22 protein-coding genes are annotated in these 20668 nt (G+C 37.9%); 5 read left to right on the forward strand and 17 right to left on the reverse strand.

Going from position 1 to position 20668, the window contains the following annotated elements; all coding sequences use genetic code 11:
* Positions 1–2: 2 nt before the first annotated feature.
* From ACK8P8_RS10020 to rbr, 16 genes are all read right to left on the reverse strand, one after another.
* Positions 3–614 (reverse strand): GNAT family N-acetyltransferase, encoded by a 612-nt coding sequence (locus tag ACK8P8_RS10020; protein WP_369858852.1) that lies wholly within the window; start codon positions 612–614, stop codon positions 3–5.
* 124 nt (positions 615–738) lie between these two features.
* A complete protein-coding gene (locus ACK8P8_RS10025; protein WP_369859076.1) occupies positions 739–1803 on the reverse strand; it encodes a mannose-1-phosphate guanylyltransferase in 1065 nt (354 codons plus the stop codon).
* 71 nt (positions 1804–1874) lie between these two features.
* Positions 1875–2765 (reverse strand): hypothetical protein, encoded by an 891-nt coding sequence (locus ACK8P8_RS10030; RefSeq protein WP_369858853.1) that lies wholly within the window; start codon positions 2763–2765, stop codon positions 1875–1877.
* A gap of 34 nt (positions 2766–2799) precedes the next feature.
* Entirely contained in the window at positions 2800–4014 is a 1215-nt protein-coding gene (locus ACK8P8_RS10035) for a glycosyltransferase family 4 protein (protein WP_369858854.1), read from the reverse strand.
* Positions 4004–5227, reverse strand: a complete 1224-nt coding sequence (locus ACK8P8_RS10040; RefSeq protein WP_369858855.1) for a hypothetical protein — start codon at positions 5225–5227, stop codon at positions 4004–4006. Before ACK8P8_RS10040 ends, ACK8P8_RS10035 begins: the two co-directional genes overlap by 11 nt.
* Positions 5228–5300: 73 nt before the next feature.
* Positions 5301–6839, reverse strand: a complete 1539-nt coding sequence (locus ACK8P8_RS10045) for a lipid II flippase MurJ (protein ID WP_369858856.1) — start codon at positions 6837–6839, stop codon at positions 5301–5303.
* Positions 6833–7594: a hypothetical protein gene (locus ACK8P8_RS10050; protein WP_369858857.1), complete on the reverse strand. Its 762-nt coding sequence runs from the start codon at positions 7592–7594 to the stop codon at positions 6833–6835. Before ACK8P8_RS10050 ends, ACK8P8_RS10045 begins: the two co-directional genes overlap by 7 nt.
* 8 nt (positions 7595–7602) lie before the next feature.
* Entirely contained in the window at positions 7603–8703 is a 1101-nt protein-coding gene (locus ACK8P8_RS10055; protein ID WP_369858858.1) for a DegT/DnrJ/EryC1/StrS family aminotransferase, read from the reverse strand.
* A 1-nt stretch (position 8704) separates the two neighbouring features.
* Positions 8705–9268 (reverse strand): acyltransferase, encoded by a 564-nt coding sequence (locus tag ACK8P8_RS10060; RefSeq protein WP_369858859.1) that lies wholly within the window; start codon positions 9266–9268, stop codon positions 8705–8707.
* Between the two features lie 4 nt (positions 9269–9272).
* Positions 9273–9671: a cupin domain-containing protein gene (locus tag ACK8P8_RS10065; protein WP_369858860.1), complete on the reverse strand. Its 399-nt coding sequence runs from the start codon at positions 9669–9671 to the stop codon at positions 9273–9275.
* Between the two features lie 8 nt (positions 9672–9679).
* On the reverse strand, positions 9680–10213 hold the full coding sequence (locus ACK8P8_RS10070; protein WP_369858861.1) for a dTDP-4-dehydrorhamnose 3,5-epimerase family protein: 534 nt from the start codon (positions 10211–10213) through the stop codon (positions 9680–9682).
* Positions 10214–10221: 8 nt separating this feature from the next.
* The gene (gene gmd, locus ACK8P8_RS10075) at positions 10222–11262 is read right to left on the reverse strand and encodes a GDP-mannose 4,6-dehydratase (protein WP_369858862.1); all 1041 of its coding nucleotides are present in this window, start codon (positions 11260–11262) and stop codon (positions 10222–10224) included.
* Positions 11263–11401: 139 nt separating this feature from the next.
* Positions 11402–11809 carry a MaoC family dehydratase gene (locus ACK8P8_RS10080; protein ID WP_369858863.1) on the reverse strand — a complete coding sequence of 136 codons (408 nt, stop codon included), beginning with the start codon at positions 11807–11809 and terminating at the stop codon, positions 11402–11404.
* 26 nt (positions 11810–11835) lie between these two features.
* The gene (locus tag ACK8P8_RS10085) at positions 11836–12555 is read right to left on the reverse strand and encodes a hypothetical protein (protein ID WP_369858864.1); all 720 of its coding nucleotides are present in this window, start codon (positions 12553–12555) and stop codon (positions 11836–11838) included.
* Between the two features lie 5 nt (positions 12556–12560).
* A complete protein-coding gene (locus ACK8P8_RS10090) occupies positions 12561–13085 on the reverse strand; it encodes a UpxY family transcription antiterminator (protein ID WP_369858865.1) in 525 nt (174 codons plus the stop codon).
* 419 nt (positions 13086–13504) lie between these two features.
* Positions 13505–14083: a rubrerythrin gene (gene rbr / locus ACK8P8_RS10095; protein ID WP_099293724.1), complete on the reverse strand. Its 579-nt coding sequence runs from the start codon at positions 14081–14083 to the stop codon at positions 13505–13507.
* Between the two features lie 250 nt (positions 14084–14333).
* Here rbr and ACK8P8_RS10100 point away from each other — a divergent pair, with 250 nt between their 5' ends.
* The 5 genes from ACK8P8_RS10100 (at position 14334) to ACK8P8_RS10120 (ending at position 19488) form a co-directional block, all read left to right on the forward strand.
* Positions 14334–15026 carry a 4Fe-4S dicluster domain-containing protein gene (locus ACK8P8_RS10100; RefSeq protein WP_292266176.1) on the forward strand — a complete coding sequence of 231 codons (693 nt, stop codon included), beginning with the start codon at positions 14334–14336 and terminating at the stop codon, positions 15024–15026.
* Positions 15027–15105: 79 nt separating this feature from the next.
* Positions 15106–16182: a CoB--CoM heterodisulfide reductase iron-sulfur subunit B family protein gene (locus ACK8P8_RS10105; RefSeq protein ID WP_099293728.1), complete on the forward strand. Its 1077-nt coding sequence runs from the start codon at positions 15106–15108 to the stop codon at positions 16180–16182.
* Between the two features lie 85 nt (positions 16183–16267).
* Complete coding sequence (locus ACK8P8_RS10110) at positions 16268–17290, forward strand: FAD-dependent oxidoreductase (protein ID WP_186976272.1); 1023 nt, start codon at positions 16268–16270, stop codon at positions 17288–17290.
* Between the two features lie 82 nt (positions 17291–17372).
* Positions 17373–17720 carry a 4Fe-4S dicluster domain-containing protein gene (locus ACK8P8_RS10115; RefSeq protein WP_303178726.1) on the forward strand — a complete coding sequence of 116 codons (348 nt, stop codon included), beginning with the start codon at positions 17373–17375 and terminating at the stop codon, positions 17718–17720.
* Between the two features lie 4 nt (positions 17721–17724).
* Positions 17725–19488, forward strand: coding sequence for a (Fe-S)-binding protein (locus tag ACK8P8_RS10120; RefSeq protein WP_303178725.1), 1764 nt, complete (start codon positions 17725–17727; stop codon positions 19486–19488).
* 31 nt (positions 19489–19519) lie between these two features.
* On the opposite strand, the gene ACK8P8_RS10125 is transcribed toward ACK8P8_RS10120, so the two are convergent.
* Entirely contained in the window at positions 19520–20620 is a 1101-nt protein-coding gene (locus ACK8P8_RS10125; RefSeq protein ID WP_369858866.1) for a PdxA family dehydrogenase, read from the reverse strand.
* Between the last annotated feature and the right edge of the window lie 48 nt (positions 20621–20668).

Raw genomic sequence — 20668 nt, forward strand, 5'->3', positions numbered from 1 at the left:
TATCAATTGAAGAATCGCTTAATCATCTTGTACATTTCACGATGAGGATAAGCTACAAATTGATAGTAAATATCAAATCCATTTTTTTTATAAAAATGAATCACAGCATCATTATTCTGCACGTCTGTCGTTAAGACAACCTCTCTCACTTGGTTTAGCAATAAATTATCCTCAAAACTATGTAATAAACAACTCCCAACCCCTTTTGAAGCAACACTTGGTAATACTGCAATAGACAACAATTCTGCTTGTTGACCATCATCAGGGATCGATAGTAACTTTGATTTTTTTTCCAAATTATTTATTAATCGAAGAACGGACTTCGGCCTCGTTAAAACAAGGATGCAAAAACATCCAAAAAAATTAATAAAATTCTTTCTCAACAAATCTTTATGAAATCCTTTCGAAATAACAGACCCAACACAAAAACCCACCAAACGCTCTTGATCATAGCTACCAATGCAAACAGCTCTCGGATGACGAATAACAGCTTTATAATAAGTTTGCAGAAAAAATGAACCCAAAGAAGACAAAAAAAAATCTTGGAAAGCAACCAAGTGTACTCTTGCAATCTCTTTTACATCTTTAACTTCTAATACACGATACCTCAACACGACCTAATATATTTAAATATTTTCAATATCAAACTTTGCTTATTTACATTATTACAATTAAAAAAACATGTACCTACAATATTAAAAAGAGAGTTTTACTAACTTTTCATTCCAATATAAACCATTAGCCCTGCCATTCTTTTATCAATTGTTCTGATGCCCTCTTACAAATCAGCAATCGTCCATCTTCTTCAACAACAATAAAATCATCCAATCCTTGAATAATCACTTTTTCACGACTAGAAATACGAATCATGCTTCCCGAACAATCCACCACTTTTATATTATTACCTACAGAAGCATTCCCATCCATATCTTTCTCCAAATAATGATATAAAGCCCCCCATGTACCTAAATCACTCCAACCTATATCTGTCGGGTAAACAAATACATTTTCAGACTTTTCCATGATCGCAAAATCAATAGAGATATTTTGACACAATGGAAACTCGTGATCTATCACCTCTTGTTCCATATCAGTATAAAATGATTCCGAGATGCGATCAAACTGTAAAGCTTGATCGGGTAAGAAAAGCTTAAATTCAGAAATAATTGTATTCACATTCCAAATAAATATACCGGAATTCCAATAATAATCACCTGATTTTAAATACTCCTTAGCTACATCCAAACAAGGCTTTTCTGTAAATTTCTTCACTTTCTTAATACAGTTACGAAACTTTCCATCAATAAATTCATCTCCTTTAATATAACCGTAACCGGTTTCTGGCTTGTTTGGGGGTATTCCAAGAGTCAAAATGGAATTTGAATCTTGTATAAATTCTAAACCATTTAAAATTACATCCTGAAACAAATCTTTATTCCAAATTATATGATCTGCCGGAGAAAAAACAATATTTGCCTTGGGGTTTTTACATCTAATCTTCCAAGCAACATAAGCGATGCACGGGGCTGTATTTCTCATACAAGGTTCTAATAATATCTGCTCGGGCTCAATAACACCATTTAGCTGTTCAACAACAATCTCTTTGTATTTATTAGATGTTACAATCCAAATATTCTTTTCTAAAATAACACCGAAAAACCGCTCTACAGTCATCTGTAACAAACTTTTCCCTATACCTAAAACATCTATAAATTGTTTAGGTTTTTCAGAAGTACTCATTGGCCAAAAACGACTTCCGATCCCTCCTGCCATAATTACCAAATGGTTATTATCACTTTGCATTAAAGACATATTTGAAATATTTATTAGAACCACACCTGCTTTCATCATCTATATTACAATTAAACACATACTTACCAATAACATCCACCTTCAACGAGATGCAATTGCTTGGGTCTATCTTCTTGATCGGGAGAAACAAAATACGGATTAATGTATTTTCTTGTCATTTCCATCTCTTCATAACGTTTTCCTTTTATCCCGAATAAAAATTGGGTTATTCCACCCATTCCAATTGCTTTTTTACCTAAAGATTTAACGTAAGCAGCCAAAGGAAAAGCATATGCACCACATCCTATTATTGCAATATCAAAGTGTACTTTGTCAATTTCGGATTTCATATATTCAAGAGCTTGGAACCAATCTTCATATTCCACTTTATTGCGTGCAATTGATTGCACAGCTTTTATTGTCTGCAATGATTTAAATTTCGGTAAAACAAGAGGGTTATCAAACAATTTTTCACGATGATCTCTATATTGCCTCTCTATGGTTTGTGCAAAAGGATGGATTACAAGAATATTTTTACCTACTAATGCTTGAGTCCAAGGATTTTCTTTACAATAAAAATCATCTAAAGTTTCTTTACTTATAATTTTCTTGTTCTTAAATTCATTTCTAAAAAAAATTTCCTCAAAACGCCATGAAACTAGTATATCCAATTCTTTCATGGCAGACGTATATACATCATAAAATCTTTTCAGATTTTTATTCGTAACAGGGAAAAAACCAGCATTATCCCTCATATGAGTACAAGTTCGTGATTTAAATAAGATCAATAACGGATTTAATTTTTCATAACATAATGCTTGAAACTCTACAGAGCCTATTCTTGAAATCATACACGGCTTATTTGAATTTAAAACATTCATTATTAAAGAGGTTGCATCTTTTTCATTTAGTGGAGCCGGAGTCCCTATTTTATAAATACTATTAAAAAAACTCCAAATTAATTTATGTGCCATATATACAATTTTAGTTCAAATGAAAAACCATTCTTTATTTAAAAAGTTGAATCAGTTCATTCGCAATAATTCTTGAATTAAACTCCTTCTTTACTTTTCCCAGTGCTCTTTCCCTCTGCCTTCTTCTATATTCATGATCTCCCATATATCTAATTATTTCTTCAGCCGTCATTATCGGGTTCCCTTGCTCAATTAAAGTTCCACTTTCGGAATCAACCAATTCTTTTGTACCACCACAATCTGATGCAATAACAGGAATCCCATTCGCCATAGCCTCCATAATAGACACAGGAATCCCTTCGTATACACCATCCCGACAAATCGAATTTTGAACGTATAGATCAATATCTCCATTTTGATAACTCGAAATAATCGAAGCATTATCGATGCTACCTGCAAAAACTGCATACTTCTCTATATTCAACCTGATTGACATCTCCATTAAACTTTCCTTTAACGGACCATCTCCATAAAAAAACCATTGAAAATGATCCTTTCCTCGATCAATTAGCTCCTTTATTGCTTGTAAAGAAATATCTATTCCTTTCCAAGAGTTTAACCCTCCAACCGTACAAATTCTAAAAATCCCCCGGTTACATTCTATCTGTTTATTACCCAAAGTTTCACAATCCACACCAATATGTACAACCTTCAATTTATCTGAAAAACGATAACTAGTAAAACAATCAAGAGTGTTTTGCACCTCAGTAGAAATAGCCCGAACAAATTTAACAGATGCCAATTGCGTTGAAATCGACTTGTATTTATCATCTATCTTCCACGAACTATGAAAAGTAATACTCCAAGGAACATGAAGCTCTGTAGACAAAATATAAGCAACAACAGACACCGAGGTCGATGAAAATGCATGAATATGGGATATCTCCTTACCTCTTAATCGCCTTGCAACAAAATATGATTTTGGGGTAACGACCAAGGCTTTAACCAACCAAGTAAATGAATCCGCATAACCCACAATCCATTTAAGAGTTTTAAAAACTGATACAGGAGTAGAAAAACATCTACCTAAAAAATAGCATATTGCTTTCGGGTCCAATAAAGAGACAGCTAAAATATCATTTAATATCTTGTGAGCATCCCGATATACAATTTGCTTTCCTTTTAAACTACGAGGTACAACTACCACTTCCACTCCAGCTTCCTTTAACGATATAATTTCTCTTATACCCCACACTTCTCCCTTGCCATAGGGACAAGCGGAAGTAACATATATTACCTTATTTTGCATATTTCTTTACTTTCAAAAAAAACTTAGAATTAGTCGCTAACACCAATAAAAAAATGGCAGGAATTAAAAACATCCACGAAGATTGGATAAATGCACATGACTGTCCTCTAGTAGCACCAATGATCAGTGAAGCAACAAAACTGAGCATGATCCTATTAAAAAATAGATTATTCGAATTATAAAAAAAAGACCATAATAATATTCCAAGATTCAGAATAAAAGCATTATATATAAAACCCAACATTCCCCATGCGTTATATCCTTCAACAAATAAATGGTAAGCCCAACCCACCCCCCTCTCCTGAGTACCATTCACTATAGCAACAATTTTTTCCGTTAGATAAGGATAATTCATTTTAACCAAGGAATTCGCAAAATTAGACTTCATTGTTTCCCAAAAATCAACATACTCATATCTCATCGAAACAAATAAGGTGTGAGAAGGGGCGTAATAATCTTGCATTAATATTTTCTCATAAAAGCTTTGATCATTTTCTTGTTCTCCGGATTTAACAAGAGAAGTTATACTGACTGTTTCTTGTGCACGAATATTTAATAAAGCACTCAAAGCAATAACAAGACAAACACTTAATCCCAAAAACCGTAAAATTTTCTTTTTACGATACTTTAAAGAATAAAAAAACGGAAACAACTCAAAAAACAAAATAGACATAAAGAAAGATACAATTGCACTTCTAACACCGGCTGCAAATGTAACTTGTAGAAAAAATATAAAATCTACGATAAATAGCAATTTAAAAACCAAACTCGTTTTGCTCTTACTTCGAAGTAATGCATATAAAATAAATGTACAGATAGTATGTATTCTAAAGCCTATTACAAACCAAACATTTCCCATTGGAGAAGCACCTCCCCATCCAAACAAACTCCTATTCTGTACAAAATAGACATACAAAATAATTAATAATAATACATTTATACTTAAAAAACTTGCATTTCGATGACATCCTTCCCGAATAACATACGATATTGAAGATAACTTTTTAGGAAGTAAAAAACAATAGACAAAATAAGTACCAACAAAAGATAAAAATATAAATAACCAATACTTATAAAAAAGTTCAATTCCAAAATAAGCTCGCATCAACATCGACAATTCAGGAAAATAAACATACCCTATTTGCGCAAAAATGCTATATAAATAGAGAAAAAAGAAAAAAAATGCTTGTACATCATCTCCCTTTCTAAACATTTTTACAATACAATAGAAGACAAATACCGACAATAGAACGATCAAATAAATAGGCGGAATCATGCAGCAATAATTATTTCGATTTTCTCCTCCATAAAGAACGACAACTATTCTCTATTAATTTTCCTTCATCCAATTCGAATATATATCTTGAAAGAAAATAAACAATAGTAACATACCCTATCCCGGCAAACGATAATAAAGCAAACAACTGTGATTTACTACCCGTTCCCGTAAAAAAACAACATAAAACGCTATATATGAACCCTATTGAAATACAAGACACGAGTATATATTTCATTAAATCAAAATAAAATCTTTTTCCCAAGAAATGAAATTTGATGTCGGATAAAAAATAAATGACTGCTATAAAAAAAATTACAAATGAAACCGCATAAGCAATACCTAATCCAACTAAAGAAAAGTACTCCCGTAACAACAATGCCAGAGAAATAAATAAAACGACAATCCCCCCCCCAATAATTGCGGTTTTCCCATATTCTTTCTTGGCATAAAGGACATTTCGAAGTAAATTTAAGCCAGAAACACAAACTGCCATCACAATAAAAAACGGGAACACTCTGGACATGAATTCAACAGACTCTTTGCCGAACTCCCCCCGTTGCAAAAGAAGTGTTAATAACGGGACTCTCAAAACGATCAAAAACACAGCAATAACAACAGATATATATAAAACCATTTTGAGAGATCCTTCGATTTTCTTTAGAATATCTCTTTTCGCCTCTATGTTTTCACTAATCAATTCAGAAGATACATCAGGAAAAGAAACAACAGCAATTCCCATACTAGTTGCGATGGAAAAAAAACCGGCAAAACTTGCTGAATATCCTAAATATGCAATACTTCCCGCCGCTAAATCTGCAGCGAACGAATAACACAAAGGACCTATAATGGTAAATGGCAACAAAGAAACTAAGACCAAGAATGCTCTAATCAATAAAGGCTTATATTTCTTTACCTCCCTATTTATCACCCACGTCGAAAGAGATATCCATTTAGTTTGCGAAGCAAATAATAACCATTGAAAAAATAAAGCTAACATATACCCTATAGCTATACTTTTTACTCCCGCAATCTGATGAAATAAAACAACCGACAAAATCATAAAAGATTGCGGTAAAACAGCCGTGAACGCAACTAGATAAAACCTTCTTTGAAAATTCAGTATGGCCGCCATATAACTTGAATTAAGCGAACAAAAAGCCCCTCCCCATAATAAACAACAGATAGTCTTTGCATAAGAATTTAATTCCATAGGCAAGTTCGGTATTATTGATTGGATACTTATCAAAGACGAGCTACAACCTAAAACAGAAAATACAACCGAGAAAAACAGTACGAATCTACCTATATCTCTTATATTAAGCATCAATTCATCTGCTCCACGAACAGATGAGAAATAAGGCAAAAAAACAGAAGTGAATATTACCGGTGCAATCCCAATAATTACAGATGGTATGGCAAGCAATAAAAAATAAATATCCATATCAATCCCTGCCCCGAAATAACTGGCATAACTTATTTGTGCCACAAATCCGAGTATACTGCTTAATAATAAAAAAAAAGTAACAACAATAGCTTGTCTTAACATTTAGAAACGATCTTAGATATCCCCGAAAAATGATAAAATTTATTAATCTGAAAAAAAAGAGCCACATAGATATCCATCTTCAGAACCTCCCCCCAAGTAAAAACACCGATAGATTTATCATTAACTTCATATCCGGCTTTCATCAACTTCAATTTTGTTTTAGGGAGCCATTTTCCTTTCACGATACCATGTTCGTACTTTACAATTGTTTTTCTCCCATTGATGGAGTAAAAATCATATCTGGAATTTCTATCATTACCTTCTTTCTCAAACTGCCATGCATTTTCTCCGGGACGCAATAACGAGAGTAATACTTCTCGTTTTATCAAATTCATGAACAATGCATTTCTGTATCTTGTTGTTTGATGTAATTTAATAATACTATCGTTGTAACAAATCCCTTTATCAAATGGGTTTTTCCGTAAAGTAAGTGATACTAAATCCTGTTCGATGGCTATTCTAAATAAATTTTCAAAGGCCGTAACATCCAAATAGGTCAAAAACGAATCATCATATATAAAAAACACTCTTTTTTCTGATAACTTTTCCAAGCCCCGGATCAAAGAATCAGACCATGAAATATCTTCACCGACAAGCAAGTCCGAAACTCGAGGGTCTTCGGACGGTTGTTTGTTATTCAGTAAATAAATCTTATATGGACAATTCTGCCATACATTCATGAAATAATCAACACAGGGTTTCCATGTAACTTTATATTTATCACAAGACAATATAACAATAGCTATTTCATTCATAAATCCCATTATCTTGAATAAAACGATTTTATCGTTTTGGCTACTTTTTCGATCTGTTCATCCGCTAATTGAGCTGCAGAAGGAAGCCAAAGCCCTTTCTTTCCTACCAAATTTGCCACGGGATATTCTCCTTGAGTTTGATAAGCCAATTGTTTATTAACCGGAGGATACATTGTCCTAGTGCCGATATTATTCTCCTTCAAAAATTGAACCAAACGATCTCTATCCTCTGCAAGAACATCAATAAACCAAGGCGTTGTATATTCTAGGTCCTGTTCAAAAAAAGAAACCTGCTCCACATCCGCCAATAAGGTTTTATATTGTTTAAAAATTTCTTTTTTCCTTTCTACTCTCCATGGCAATTTTTTCATTTGCTCATTTCCAATAACAGCCTGCAACTCGGTAAATTTGAAATTATATCCAATAGAGTCATGCACATCATTTCCCCCTCCGCTTCGTCCAAAATCTTTTAATCTTTTAATACGATAAGCCATCTCATCATTATTCGTAATAATCGCACCTCCTTGTCCGGTAGAAATTATTTTAGGTGCAGAAAACGAAAAACTCCCTGCTAAAGCCACTGTTCCTTGATGCCTGCCGTCTGGATAACGAGAACCCAGAGATTGTGCGGCATCTTCCAAGAATACTAGATTATGCTTTTCACATAATAATTTAAACGCCTCTATTCCTTGTTGAGGATATCTACCATTCGCATTTACAAAAAGAATCGCTTTTGTTCTTGATGTGATGGCTTTTTCCGCACATCGAATATCCATACATAGAGTTTCCGGTTCTACATCAACAAAAATAGGAATTGCACCAAACATTTTTACAGAATTCGGAGTAGCAATCATCGTGTAGTTGGGAACAATCACTTCATCCCCGGCTTGAATTCCCGCGGCTAAAGCCATTAATGTTAAACTAACAGTTCCATTATTTACGACAAAACAATACTTTGCACCCGTATAGTCAGCAATTCTTTTTTCAAACTCAGCCGTTCTTTTAAATTCCGTGATCCATCCGCCTTCTTTCATATACAAGTCTAAGGCTTCTCTTTCTTCCATCCCGAACCATGGCTCCATCTGAGGGATAAACACACTTGTTTCCATATTATTGTTCTTCCTTAAATTTTTTATATGCTTGTTCTAATTCCAGAATCTGTGTTTTATTCCTTTGACGTAATAATTTCGCAGGCACGCCACCATACAACCCGTATTCCTCCAGACTTTTGTTAACTAACGACAATGCTCCGACACAAGCACCTTCTGCCAATATAACATTAGGCAGAACTACCGCATTACATGCTATAATACAATGTTTATTCAATATTATTTTACCGACAGTAACGTCACCTTTAAATTGAACAGGCAAAGTTGGCGTACCTATTCCCCCTATATAATCATCCGTCCCTGCAACCAAAACAACACCTTGAGCCAAACCGGAAAAATCTTTCATTTCTACATAAGCAGACTTTCCCCCAATAATTTTACAACCGGCACCAATATGTACATTCGAATGAATCTTTAGCGGAGTTGAAATATAAGTAAAATCATCAATAACCACGTCATCGCCGATTTCAACCAATTCAGGATACCGAATCCTAACTGTCTTTCCAATAATTACATTCTTCCCGCAGGATTTCAACTCATTTAAATCAAAAAATATATTGTCCATCTCCCTAAAATTTAGTTTTATCTGTAGTGACATCCACGAACGGACCATTCTTCGCTTCTATAATCTTCGTGTTGTCTTCTAATATTTCATATCCATGACCACCATAAGCAAAAACAGCCAAATCCCCTTGATTCAACACGAAACTTTGAAGATAATTATGCTCTTCATCATATAGCAAAACTTTCATCGAACCAGACTTTACGTAAGTCATTTCCTGTGTCCGCATAGCAGAACGCTCAAAATCATTATGCACATGAGAAGCCAACTTTTTACCTTTATTATACCACCATGACCCCACTTGAATATACAATTCACTGGGGGTTATGAAATTTAATCCTTCCACCCAATCTTCATCCCGATAAATGATTGATAATAGCTGATCTTTATGTTTTATCGTTTCCATAATATTTTTTATTTATCTCTTTCAGAAAGAATCGGTGAGAAAGAAGGCCATTCAATTCCAATCTCCGCATCATTCCATTTCACGGAAAACTGCTCTTCCGCATCAAAATATTCTCCCGGATAAGCTAATTTATAATGATACACAGCCGCCTCACTATTTACATAGAAAGCATTTCCGATCCCTGGAGGTAGTAAAACCGAAATCTGGTTATCTGCATTGATAACAAATTTCTCCCATTTATTGTAGGTTGGAGAATCGTTTCTTCGGTCTACAACAACTTGTACGATCTCACCATACACACACGTAACCAACTTCCAAGATTTTGTATCACCATGTATACCTCTTAATACATTGTGATAGGAAGTAGAAAATTTATCGTGTTTAAAATACAAATCTCCGGGGATATATTGTTCTATCACATCTTTATAAAAGGTAGTATAAAGCGACCCTCTATTGTCTATATTTTTCGATACTTTAAATAACATAACTCCTTTGATTAAAGAAGACTCCACTATTTCAAAATCTTTTATTTTCTTACTCATCGTGTTATTTATATTAATTCATATCCACCATAATTGTCATACTCCAAATCATATTTAACCATACTCTCGACGAGCTGATCAAACGATATTAAAGGTTGCCATCCTAAAACTTTTCTAGATTTTGAAGGATCCCCCCACAAAAATTCAACCTCGGCAGGTCTGAAATACCTTGGGTCCACTTCAACAAGCACCTTACCTGTCTTTCGATTCATTCCCTTCTCTTGAATACCTTCACCTTCCCAACAAATTTCTATATCAATCATACGAAAGGCCTTCTCAACAAACTCCCGAACTGTATGAGTTTCTCCTGTTGCAATAACGTAATCATCAGGCGTATTTTGTTGAAGAATCAACCACATGGCATGTACATAATCCTTCGCATGTCCCCAATCCCTCTTGGCATCCAAGTTTCCGAGAACGAGTTTTTCCTGTTCTCCTTTAAAGATTTTAGCTACAGCTTTTGTTATTTTCTTTGTAACAAAAGTTTCTCCTCTTCTAGGGGATTCATGATTAAACAAAATACCATTAGATGCAAATAATTTATGCGCTTCCCGATAATTCACACAAACCCAATAAGCATACAATTTGGCTGCCCCATAAGGAGATTTGGGATAAAAAGGTGTTTTTTCACTTTGAGGGGCTGTTTCCGGCAATCCACCAAACAGTTCAGATGTAGATGCCTGATAAAATTTCGTCTTTACATTTACATCTCTTATCGCATCCAGTAATCTTATTGTTCCAATAGCATCTACTTCTCCAGTGTACTCAGGAACTTCAAAAGACACAGCTACATGAGACTGTGCCCCCAAATTATAGACTTCATCCGGTTTTATATGGGAAATAAGCCGATGAAGATTACTTGAATCCGCTAAATCACCGAAATACGTGTGAAAATTTGGATTATGCCATACCTCCTCTTTCAATCTTTGTGATGTAAATACAGAGGACCTTCTGATTATCCCATGGACATCATACCCTTTTTCAAGTAAAAACTCCGCAAGATAAGATCCGTCCTGTCCGGTTATTCCCGTAATGAATGCTGTTTTCATATAAATGTATATAATTATTTAGAACGATGTAATACAATTGCACGTTCTATGAATTCTTTAAAATTCATTTTTAATTTCTTTCCTAATCGTTTAGGTGCTTAGTCTCAAATGAGAAATATATTTAGTACATACTTTATTATTATAATGATACATACTTAACCACAGCTTTTCCATCAATAACTATTATATCATTCACGAAACATTGTGTAGAAAGAATAATAATTGATTTTTCTTGCTTTATATCTATAATTCTGACTTTTGAAGTAACTTCCTCATTATGATATACAGGTTTCAAAAACTTCAATTCCTGACTTAAATATATTGAACCCGGACCAGGTAATTTAGTTGCAATAACAGCACTTATTAAAGAAGACGATAAAAATCCGTGGACAATTAATCCTCGGAATATTCCATTTTTTGCATAATCTATATCCAAATGAATCGGATTTCGATCTAAACTCAATTCTGAAAATTTAACGACCTCTTCAAAAGGAAAAGCTTTTGATATCGTTGCTTCTTGTCCTATATAAAAATCATTAAACCCCATGATTTCTCTTATTTATACACATTCAACTACAAATTCAACATATTTGCCCTGCATACTTTATTAGAGCACATAATATCAAAATAAAATACTTCCAAAGTGAGATCATTTTCATTGAAGGTGTTTTCCTGTATAGATAAGAAAATTTCTTCTTCAAAAATATCCCAATCACACCCTCTCAATCGTCCCTCCCGTGTAATTATATTTTCATAAAACTCCATTGCATAATGCCATTCCCATCTTTCTTGTATATCTCTATCTTTTTCATGTATACCTATTAGTCTCCACTCGTCCATGATTTTATCTGCCCACTCTGCACACCTCTCCTCTCCCATGAAATAATAACAACTACACAGCATCCGACACATCTCCGACGTCCGACAAGTTAAAATAATCTTATCACTCCCTTCTGAAAATAGTATCCCATAAGCCGCATCTAAGGCTATATCCAAAAAATCGATATCGGAATACGTCAAATATGTTTCCATCAAATCCGCAACATGCCCAACCCGTTCCTCCAATATAATGGAAGGATCTTTAACCAAGTCAGCCAATTCCCCCGCGATCTCCCGTATTCGCTCGTGAATCATCCACTGGCTACCATACACTTCTTCCAGCCAAGGATTTACCCTTACCATTGAATAAACCGATAAATACCCGTGCAATAAACCGGACAATGCAGACGAAGGGAATTCCTCGATTGGAATATCCGATAATTTTTTGTACAAATCATTAAGATTCATCGCCACAATCGCTATTTAATTTTTTCTAAGAAAGAACCGGGGATATATGACGTGGCAATAGAAACCACGCCTTCCAGTTTCACGATCACTCGTTTATGTCCTTTAATCCGAATTAATTCGCCCTCAAGACCGCTCAACGGGCCTTTGATTACTCGTACTCGGTCACCACGCTTCAATTCTTTATTGATTACCTCAACTGTACTATCCGAGAAATCGAGCAGAAACATGAAATCCCGCATTTGTTTATCGGGAACAACCAATAAATGACGAGTTGCCAAATCTTTTAAATATACAACATTTATACCTTGCTCGTTCACTAAGGAATAAGCGGTCACTTTATCGGTTTTGATAAAAATCAAATGAGGAATAAGTAGCACTCGCACATGCTTTTTCCCAGAAGGAGTTTCTCGTACTTCGTCCCGCATGGCCAAATAGTTCTCCACTCCCATCCCGTCTAATCGTTTCTTGATTGTCATCTCCTGGTTGATTTTGGTGTACGCCGCAAACCAGTACAACTTTCTTTCTACACTTGACATGCTTAAAGTTTATCGTCTTCGAATATTTCTCGTGATTGGTTACAAAAAGAAAATAGGAAAAACGTCTGGACACACTTCGTGCATTGACCTTTTTACATTAGGAATTTACGTTTTTACCATATGCCCCACTTATCATCCTTAAACAGGTACAACTTGTGAGAACTGTCTTTTCTCGGGGAAACCGATCCTTTCAATTATTTGTCACAAATGAACACACGCCAATTTGTTTCAAAAATTGCAATCAATCCGAAAAACTATCCGATTAATGCGTTGCAAATATACCAAATTTTCGGATTACGCAAATTCAAGAGCAATTATTTTTCTTTTTATAGAATCGCTCTAAAATATATTTCAACTATAAAAAAGGAGCAGTCCAAAAAGTAATCTTTGGGACTGCTCCTTTCTAACGATATCGAAATCTAGTATAATTCTTGGAATAATTCAAAGAATGCCTGCGGATGCAAACAAGCGGGACATACTTTCGGGGCTGTTGGTCCCTCGTGGATATAACCGCATTTGCGACAATACCATCTCACGGTTTGCGGACGTTCGAATACCAAATTTTCTTGCAGATTGGATAACAATTTACGGTATCTTGTCTCGTGATTTTTTTCGGCCTCGATGATCATTCTGTACATCACGGAGATATCCTTGAATCCTTCCTCTTCCGCGACTTTGGCAAATTCGGGATACAAGTGATGCCATTCGTCATATTCTCCCTCGGCAGCTTCAATCAAATTAGAAGCCGTGTCGGCAATAATACCCGCGGGATAAGCCGCCGTAATCTCTAACATACCACCTTCCAAACGACTGAAGAAGCGTTTAGCATGAGTTTCTTCCTGCAATGCCGTCTCGTAGAAAATACCGGCGATCTGTTCGTAACCTTCTTTCTTGGCTACTTCGGAGAAAAACGTGTAACGATTTTTTGCCTGTGACTCCCCGGCAAATGATTTCAATAAATTGGCTTCCGTCATGGAACCTTTAACATTTTTTGCCATAGCTTTTTCCTTTTCTATACGAAAAGAAAAAGTTGCAAGTTACAGGTTGACAGGTTGCAAGTTCAAATATAGTTTGTTTCTAAATAACCCGCAACCCGCCAATTTGCAACATATCACCGGAAAGGTAGTTCCCGGTGGTATAAATACCATTCACATTTACGCATTTTCATCCTTTAGTTCTCGTTCATTAAAATATAATTTTGTAACCATAGAAATTTATGGAGAATAAATTTTCACACAACAATTAGATATGTCTGAGATATTAAACAAATTACGTGAAGATATTCACTTCATCGAGGGGATGAACAGCTGTATGAATTGCGGGGTATGCACCGCCATTTGTCCGGCAGCGGAATTCTATAATTACGATCCCCGGGTGATCGTGGAAACCGTACAAAGAGGAAACGAGGAAGAGATTGAGGAATTACTGAAAGGAGAAACTATCTGGTATTGCGGGGAATGTATGTCATGCAAAACACGTTGTCCTCGTTGTAATACTCCCGGACTGATTATCATGGCGTTGCGTAAGGCTTCGCAGGAACTGGGCTATTTCGTTTACTCTGAAAAAGGACGCCAGCAATACGCTTTAAAGCACGTGATCGGGGAATCCATCCTGGCTAGGGGCTACTGCGTGACACCCGACCTCGTGAAGCCGGAGATGCATCCGGAACAGGGTCCGGTGTGGGAATGGATTTACGAACATCTGGACGACGTGTACGAACGCATGCACTCGAATTATCGCAAACCGGGAGCGGGCGCCCTTCGGGAAGTAGATAATGAAAGCATGGAAGAGTTAAGAAAGATTTTCGACGTTACCGGCGGTACGGACTTTCTGAACAATATAGACCAATGTTCTCAACGCGAGGCAAACAAAGAAAAGGTTGATTTGGAAGAAGCCTATTTCTTGAAAACATACATGGAGAACACGGGAGAACATCAATAATGCAATTGAAAATTGAAAATGCAAAATTGAAAATGAATCCCCAATTTAAAATCTAAAATTTAAAATCTAAAATTGGAAGATGAATTTAGAGGGAAAACAACAGATATGGAATGATTATCAGAAAGAGATCGCGGATGATCATTATTTCTACGCGAGGAGTTGTATCCGGCAGACGTTCTTCCCGGGTTCGGAATGGGCGTATTTGGACATCATGAAGAACAGACTGGGTAAAGATATCATTGACGACCCGCGCCACACGACATGTACCGGGATCGGGTATCATTCCGATATTGTTCCGGCGGAAACAATCATGACCGTTGTGGCACGCCACTTCGCACTGATGACAGAGGCGGGATACGAGAACATGACCCCCTCGTGCATTACCTCTTTCGGGATATATACAGAGATTCTGGAAACGTGGGAACACCATCCGGAAATTGAAGAAAAGATCCGCGAATACTTGTGGAAAGCCACGAAACGGGAATTCAAGAAACCGAAAAATCTGGCACACACCTCGGATATCGTCTACAAATTCAGAAACGAAATTGCCGCACAGTCTAAATATAAACTGGTGGACGTCCACACGGGAAGACCGCTAAGAGGAGTCGACCACATCGGGTGCCACTACTCCAAAATGTTCCCCACGAAAGGGATCGGGGGAGCTGAATTTCCCGCCGTACTTTCCGGGTTAATCTACGCGTGGGGCGGCGACGTGATTGATTACCCGGAAAGAAGACACTGTTGCGGGTTCGGTTTCCGCCAATACCTTGTTATGGCAAACCGGGGATACTCGGTAGCGAACTCGAAAAAGAAATTCGAATCCATGCAACCGTATCAACCCGACTTTATCGTGAACAATTGTCCGGGATGCGCCATGTTTATGGATAAATGGCAATACACTATCAGTGAAATGGAAGGAACCACCTACGGGCAGGACGGGTACGGCATTCCCGTGCTGACCTACGAGGAACTTGCCGCGTTGGTATTGGGTTACGATCCGTGGGAAATCGGCTTGCAGATGCACCAAGTATCCGTGGAACCCTTGTTAGACAAGATGGGAATCCCTTACGATCCGGACGCGAAATACAAAAACGTGCGAGGTGAAAACATAGGCACCCCGAAATGTCCCACGTACTTGAGAGTTGCAAATTTATAATGTTAAACCGCGAAATTGAAAAAAGAACCATGAAGTCATTCATTTTCAATTTTCAATTTTCAATTTTCAATTTTCAATTGAATACATGGCAAAAGTCATCATCATCGGTGGAGGTCCGGCAGGCTGCGAGGCAGCACACCAATTGGCAAATCAAGGTGTCGAAGTAGAGTTGGTCGAGAAAAACAACGAAACAGGTGGCAACTTGAATAATTGGTATCAATTGTTCCCTGACCGCAAATACGCTAAAGATTTAAACACGATACTAAAAGGACACTTGGAACACCCGAATATCCGGCTTCATCTCGGGATGGAACCGACCAATATCGAGAAAGATAAAAACGGGAAATTCAATGTTCCCTTGTCAGACGGAAGCCTCTTGGAAGGTGACTCGCTTTTGGTCGCTACCGGATTCAAGATATTCGATGCCCGGCGGAAAGAAGAGTATGGATACGGGATATACGAGAACGTCATCACTTCCGTGGAATTGGAAAACATGTTCTACAATCACGCCATCACGATGGCTGACGGACACACCCCGAAACGGGTTGGAATCATCCATTGCGTGGGTTCCCGTGACGAAAAGGTATGCAATTACCACTGTTCCAAACTCTGCTGTATCACGGGAGTGAAACAAGCTATCGAAATACGGGAGTTGTTACCTGAAGCAGAAATCCTCTGTTTCTACATGGACATGCGTATGTTCGGTCCGGGATACGAGGAAATGTACCGCGATGCCCAAGAGAAACACAACATCAAGTTTATCCGCGGGCGATTGTCCGAGGCCGCCGAGAATATGCAAAAACAACTGCAAATCAAGGTAGAAGATACACTTGTCGGAAAACCGTTACGGATGGCGTTGGACATGATGATATTGTTGGTCGGCATGGAATCCTCGGAAGGCACCCGTCAGACCGCAGAAAAATTAGGTTTGAATCTAGCTCCAAACGGATTTATCCAGTCACAAGACCCGCACTACCGGAATAACTTCACCAACATGGAAGGCGTGTTCGTGGCAGGATGCGGAAGTGCCCCGATGAACCTGACCGATACGCTGGCAGATGCCCGCTCTGCCGCAAGTTCAATAACACAATACTTAAATAATTTATGATTTAGAATTAAAAACGCAAAAAGCGTCAGCCCGTGCGGTTGGAATCTTAAATCTAAAATCTAAAATCTAAAATTTAAAAAGTATGATAAATTTCTGGGGATATAGCATATCGGAAACGAGGAGTATCAATTACGACAGAAACGACAAGGCGATGACAGAATACATTGCCAAGACCGTCCCGAGCAGCAAACTCTGCATCGGTTGCGGGGGATGTACTGCCGGTTGCACTGCCGGGAATCTCACGGACTTCAACATCCGTAAAGTGCAGATGCTCATGAAACGGGGTGAAACGAAAGACGCCAAAGAGCAACTGCAAAAATGTATGCTGTGCGGGAAGTGTATGCTGGTATGTCCAAGAGGCGTGGAAACCCGAAAAATGATACTGGAAATGCTGAATTTCATAAGAAATAACCATAAACTAGAAGATTGAAGCTATGTACTACGACCATTTTGTCCTACCTTTCACGATTGGGCTTATAACGCTACTGGTCTACTTGTGTATCAAATACTACAAGTGGATCAAGAGTTTCCCCAAGGAGGAACGCAAGAAAATCCGTAAAGGGTTATTCTCCTTGCAAACGATTCGTTCCGGGTGGGAAATATTCCGGGAGAGTTTATTACATCACAATATATTCAAAACCAACCCGATGTTAGGTTACATGCACATGACCTTCGCTTTCGGTTGGTTTCTGCTGATAGTTGTCGGGAAAATCGAGTCCATGATATACCATACCAGTGCATTTAATCCCCCCTATTTTGCTATCTTTTTCCGGTATTTCCACCCGGCTAATGAAACCTTCCCTTACAGCGAAACTTTTGCATTCTTGATGGATTTAATCCTGCTATTCTTGTTAATCGGCATAGGATTAGCTGTTACCAAGCGATTCTATTCCCGCCTTTTCGGGATGAAGAAAACAACCAAACAGAGAGCGTACGACTTATTGATACTGACCGTACTCTGGTTGATTTTCCCGGTACGATTTCTGGCAGAAAGTTTCACGAGCGGTTTGAATGGCGGGGGAAGTTTTCTCACGTATAACGCGGGAAACTTCTTTAGCGGTTTCCTCCCGTTGGAACACCTATCCTATCCGGCATGGTGGGTTTATTCATCCCTTCTCGGGTTATTTTTCTTGTTATTACCCTTTTCGCGTTATATGCACATTCCCACGGAAATGGTATATATTTTCTTGAAGAACTGGGGAGTAAAACAAGGTAGAGAATACAACGGGTTCAGTGAAATACAAGTCAACTCCTGCTCCCGTTGCGGAATCTGTATCAACACGTGTCAATTGAACAGCTCATGTGGTATTAATGACACGCAACCGGTCTATTTCTTACGCCGTATTCGTAATCACGAACCACTCTCTCAACAAGCCGAAGATTGCTTGATGTGCGGTCGTTGCGAAGAATCATGCCCCGTGGGTATCAATTTGAACGCCATTCGGCAAAGCCAACGCCCGGATACCATTCGTGTGACGAAAGACACGTACACTTACGTGCCACAACCGCAAGTACAACCGGCGAAAGTAGCTTACTTTGCCGGTTGTATGAGTCACCTCACTCCCGGAATTATCAAATCCATGCAGCAGATATTCGCGAAAGCTAATGTCGATTACTCGTTTATTGACGAAAAAGCCGGAGTCTGTTGCGGACGTCCGTTAGCTCTTTCTGGAAATTGGCAAGCGGCTCAAGTTGTTATGGACAAAAATCAGGAAATGATTGAGGCGTCAAACGCCGATATACTTGTCACCTCCTGCCCGATATGCTACAAAACCTTCAAAGAGGATTATACCCTGAAGGCAAAAGTGATGCATCACACGGAATACATCGAAATGCTACTTCGGGACGGACAACTAAAGGTCAACAACATGGATCTGAAAACCGTGTTCCACAATCCTTGCGAATTGGGACGAGGAAGCCGGATCGTGAGTGCCCCGGAGAACGTGTTGAATCAAGTAAGTTACAAGATAACAACCGTGTACGACGGCAAAAAATCACTTTGTTGTGGTGGTAGTCTGGCAAACACGGCTATTGATTCCAAACAAAAAACAAAAATCAGCGGGGACACGGTAAAAGCTTACGCCGCTTATCATCCGGACGTAATCGTAACGGCATGCCCGCTATGCAAGAAAACATTAAGCAAAACTTCAACCGAGATTCCGGTTCGAGATATAGCGGAACTGGTCGCAGAAGCATGAAAAAAGCCGCAATTGCGGCTTTTTTTATACTCTAATCATCAAGTTCAACCCTCACTCCTTCAATCTGTTCAACATTCAAATCACTCTCGTTACTATTCGATGAGATATCATAATGCGGAAGAGGATTTTTCTGTAACTCGATATTCTGTTCCCGGTGTACAAACACATCCATTGCCAGATAAAGAGCGTTACGCATTCCTTGCTCATCACCTATATTCTGTCCCACGATATCATAACCGGGCTCCGTCAAGGAGGTAGAACAAATCACGGGAAGTCCGGCTACATAACAAGCGGCACTTTCTTCATCTATTGCCTTAAACGCTGCCACTCCTTGATCGTAATACATCGCGAGAACGGCATCAAACTTCTCGTACATCTTCTCGGAGAAGAACCTATCGGCAGAGAATGGGCCTATTGCCATGATTCCCTCTTGCCGAGCCTGCTCGATAGCCGGCACGATAACATCTACCTCTTCATCACCATTCTGTCCGCAATTCACTTGAGGATTCAAACCCAACACGGCAATTTTAGGTTTTGATATCGTGAAATCAATTCTCAATGTATCATCCAACAACATCAATTTTTTCAAGATATTCTTCCGTGTAATCTGGTGGGGTACATCACGTAATTTTGAATATTCCGTCACGAATCCCATTTTCATCTTCTCGCTCACGAAAAGTGACATGGTCTCGGAAGTATTATAACGTTTTGACAAATATTCTGCCAAAGAATTTGCCTCTTCCTTTAAAAAGCTTTCCGGTCCTTGAGGAGCCAACGTCAACACGTCAATCTCGTTACGCTCCAACTGATCCAGAGCGTATTTTAAAGCAATCATCGAGGCTTGATCTGAATCAGGAGTCTCCTTACCTAAATCCACTTTCACGTTGTCATCCACACAATTGATAATATTAGATCTTTTCCCGTTCGCCTCTCTAGGTTCCCGAATCGTGTTCAAATTAAAATTCTCCACGTTTAATACCTTCCGGTAGTAGGCTGCCACTTTGGGCGACCCGTATAGAATAGGGACACACAACTCACAAATCCGGTTCTCCGCCAACAGTTTTATGATCAATTCATAAGATATTCCGTTTACATCTCCATGCGTGATACCTACATTTAATCTATTTTCCATATTATACAATATTTCATTCGCACAAAGATAAGAAAATAAGTCAAAAGT

The sequence above is a fragment of the Butyricimonas muris genome, assembly GCF_046365375.1.
Classification (GTDB): domain Bacteria; phylum Bacteroidota; class Bacteroidia; order Bacteroidales; family Marinifilaceae; genus Butyricimonas; species Butyricimonas muris.

Excerpts from the sequence above, each read along its gene's own strand:
- ACK8P8_RS10120 (WP_303178725.1), top strand. The coding sequence starts at position 17,725 with ATGTACTACGACCATTTTGTCCTACCTTTCACGATTGGGCTTATAACG.
- ACK8P8_RS10055 (WP_369858858.1), bottom strand. The coding sequence starts at position 8,703 with ATGGAAACAAGTGTGTTTATCCCTCAGATGGAGCCATGGTTCGGGATG.
- ACK8P8_RS10090 (WP_369858865.1), bottom strand. The coding sequence starts at position 13,085 with ATGTCAAGTGTAGAAAGAAAGTTGTACTGGTTTGCGGCGTACACCAAA.
- ACK8P8_RS10065 (WP_369858860.1), bottom strand. The coding sequence starts at position 9,671 with ATGGAAACGATAAAACATAAAGATCAGCTATTATCAATCATTTATCGG.
- ACK8P8_RS10035 (WP_369858854.1), bottom strand. The coding sequence starts at position 4,014 with ATGCAAAATAAGGTAATATATGTTACTTCCGCTTGTCCCTATGGCAAG.
- gmd (WP_369858862.1), bottom strand. The coding sequence starts at position 11,262 with ATGAAAACAGCATTCATTACGGGAATAACCGGACAGGACGGATCTTAT.
- ACK8P8_RS10070 (WP_369858861.1), bottom strand. The coding sequence starts at position 10,213 with ATGAGTAAGAAAATAAAAGATTTTGAAATAGTGGAGTCTTCTTTAATC.
- ACK8P8_RS10030 (WP_369858853.1), bottom strand. The coding sequence starts at position 2,765 with ATGGCACATAAATTAATTTGGAGTTTTTTTAATAGTATTTATAAAATA.
- ACK8P8_RS10025 (WP_369859076.1), bottom strand. The coding sequence starts at position 1,803 with ATGCAAAGTGATAATAACCATTTGGTAATTATGGCAGGAGGGATCGGA.
- rbr (WP_099293724.1), bottom strand. The coding sequence starts at position 14,083 with ATGGCAAAAAATGTTAAAGGTTCCATGACGGAAGCCAATTTATTGAAA.
- ACK8P8_RS10050 (WP_369858857.1), bottom strand. The coding sequence starts at position 7,594 with ATGAATGAAATAGCTATTGTTATATTGTCTTGTGATAAATATAAAGTT.
- ACK8P8_RS10080 (WP_369858863.1), bottom strand. The coding sequence starts at position 11,809 with ATGGGGTTTAATGATTTTTATATAGGACAAGAAGCAACGATATCAAAA.
- ACK8P8_RS10115 (WP_303178726.1), top strand. The coding sequence starts at position 17,373 with ATGATAAATTTCTGGGGATATAGCATATCGGAAACGAGGAGTATCAAT.
- ACK8P8_RS10040 (WP_369858855.1), bottom strand. The coding sequence starts at position 5,227 with ATGTTTAGAAAGGGAGATGATGTACAAGCATTTTTTTTCTTTTTTCTC.
- ACK8P8_RS10110 (WP_186976272.1), top strand. The coding sequence starts at position 16,268 with ATGGCAAAAGTCATCATCATCGGTGGAGGTCCGGCAGGCTGCGAGGCA.
- ACK8P8_RS10100 (WP_292266176.1), top strand. The coding sequence starts at position 14,334 with ATGTCTGAGATATTAAACAAATTACGTGAAGATATTCACTTCATCGAG.
- ACK8P8_RS10125 (WP_369858866.1), bottom strand. The coding sequence starts at position 20,620 with ATGGAAAATAGATTAAATGTAGGTATCACGCATGGAGATGTAAACGGA.
- ACK8P8_RS10045 (WP_369858856.1), bottom strand. The coding sequence starts at position 6,839 with ATGTTAAGACAAGCTATTGTTGTTACTTTTTTTTTATTATTAAGCAGT.
- ACK8P8_RS10060 (WP_369858859.1), bottom strand. The coding sequence starts at position 9,268 with ATGGACAATATATTTTTTGATTTAAATGAGTTGAAATCCTGCGGGAAG.
- ACK8P8_RS10105 (WP_099293728.1), top strand. The coding sequence starts at position 15,106 with ATGAATTTAGAGGGAAAACAACAGATATGGAATGATTATCAGAAAGAG.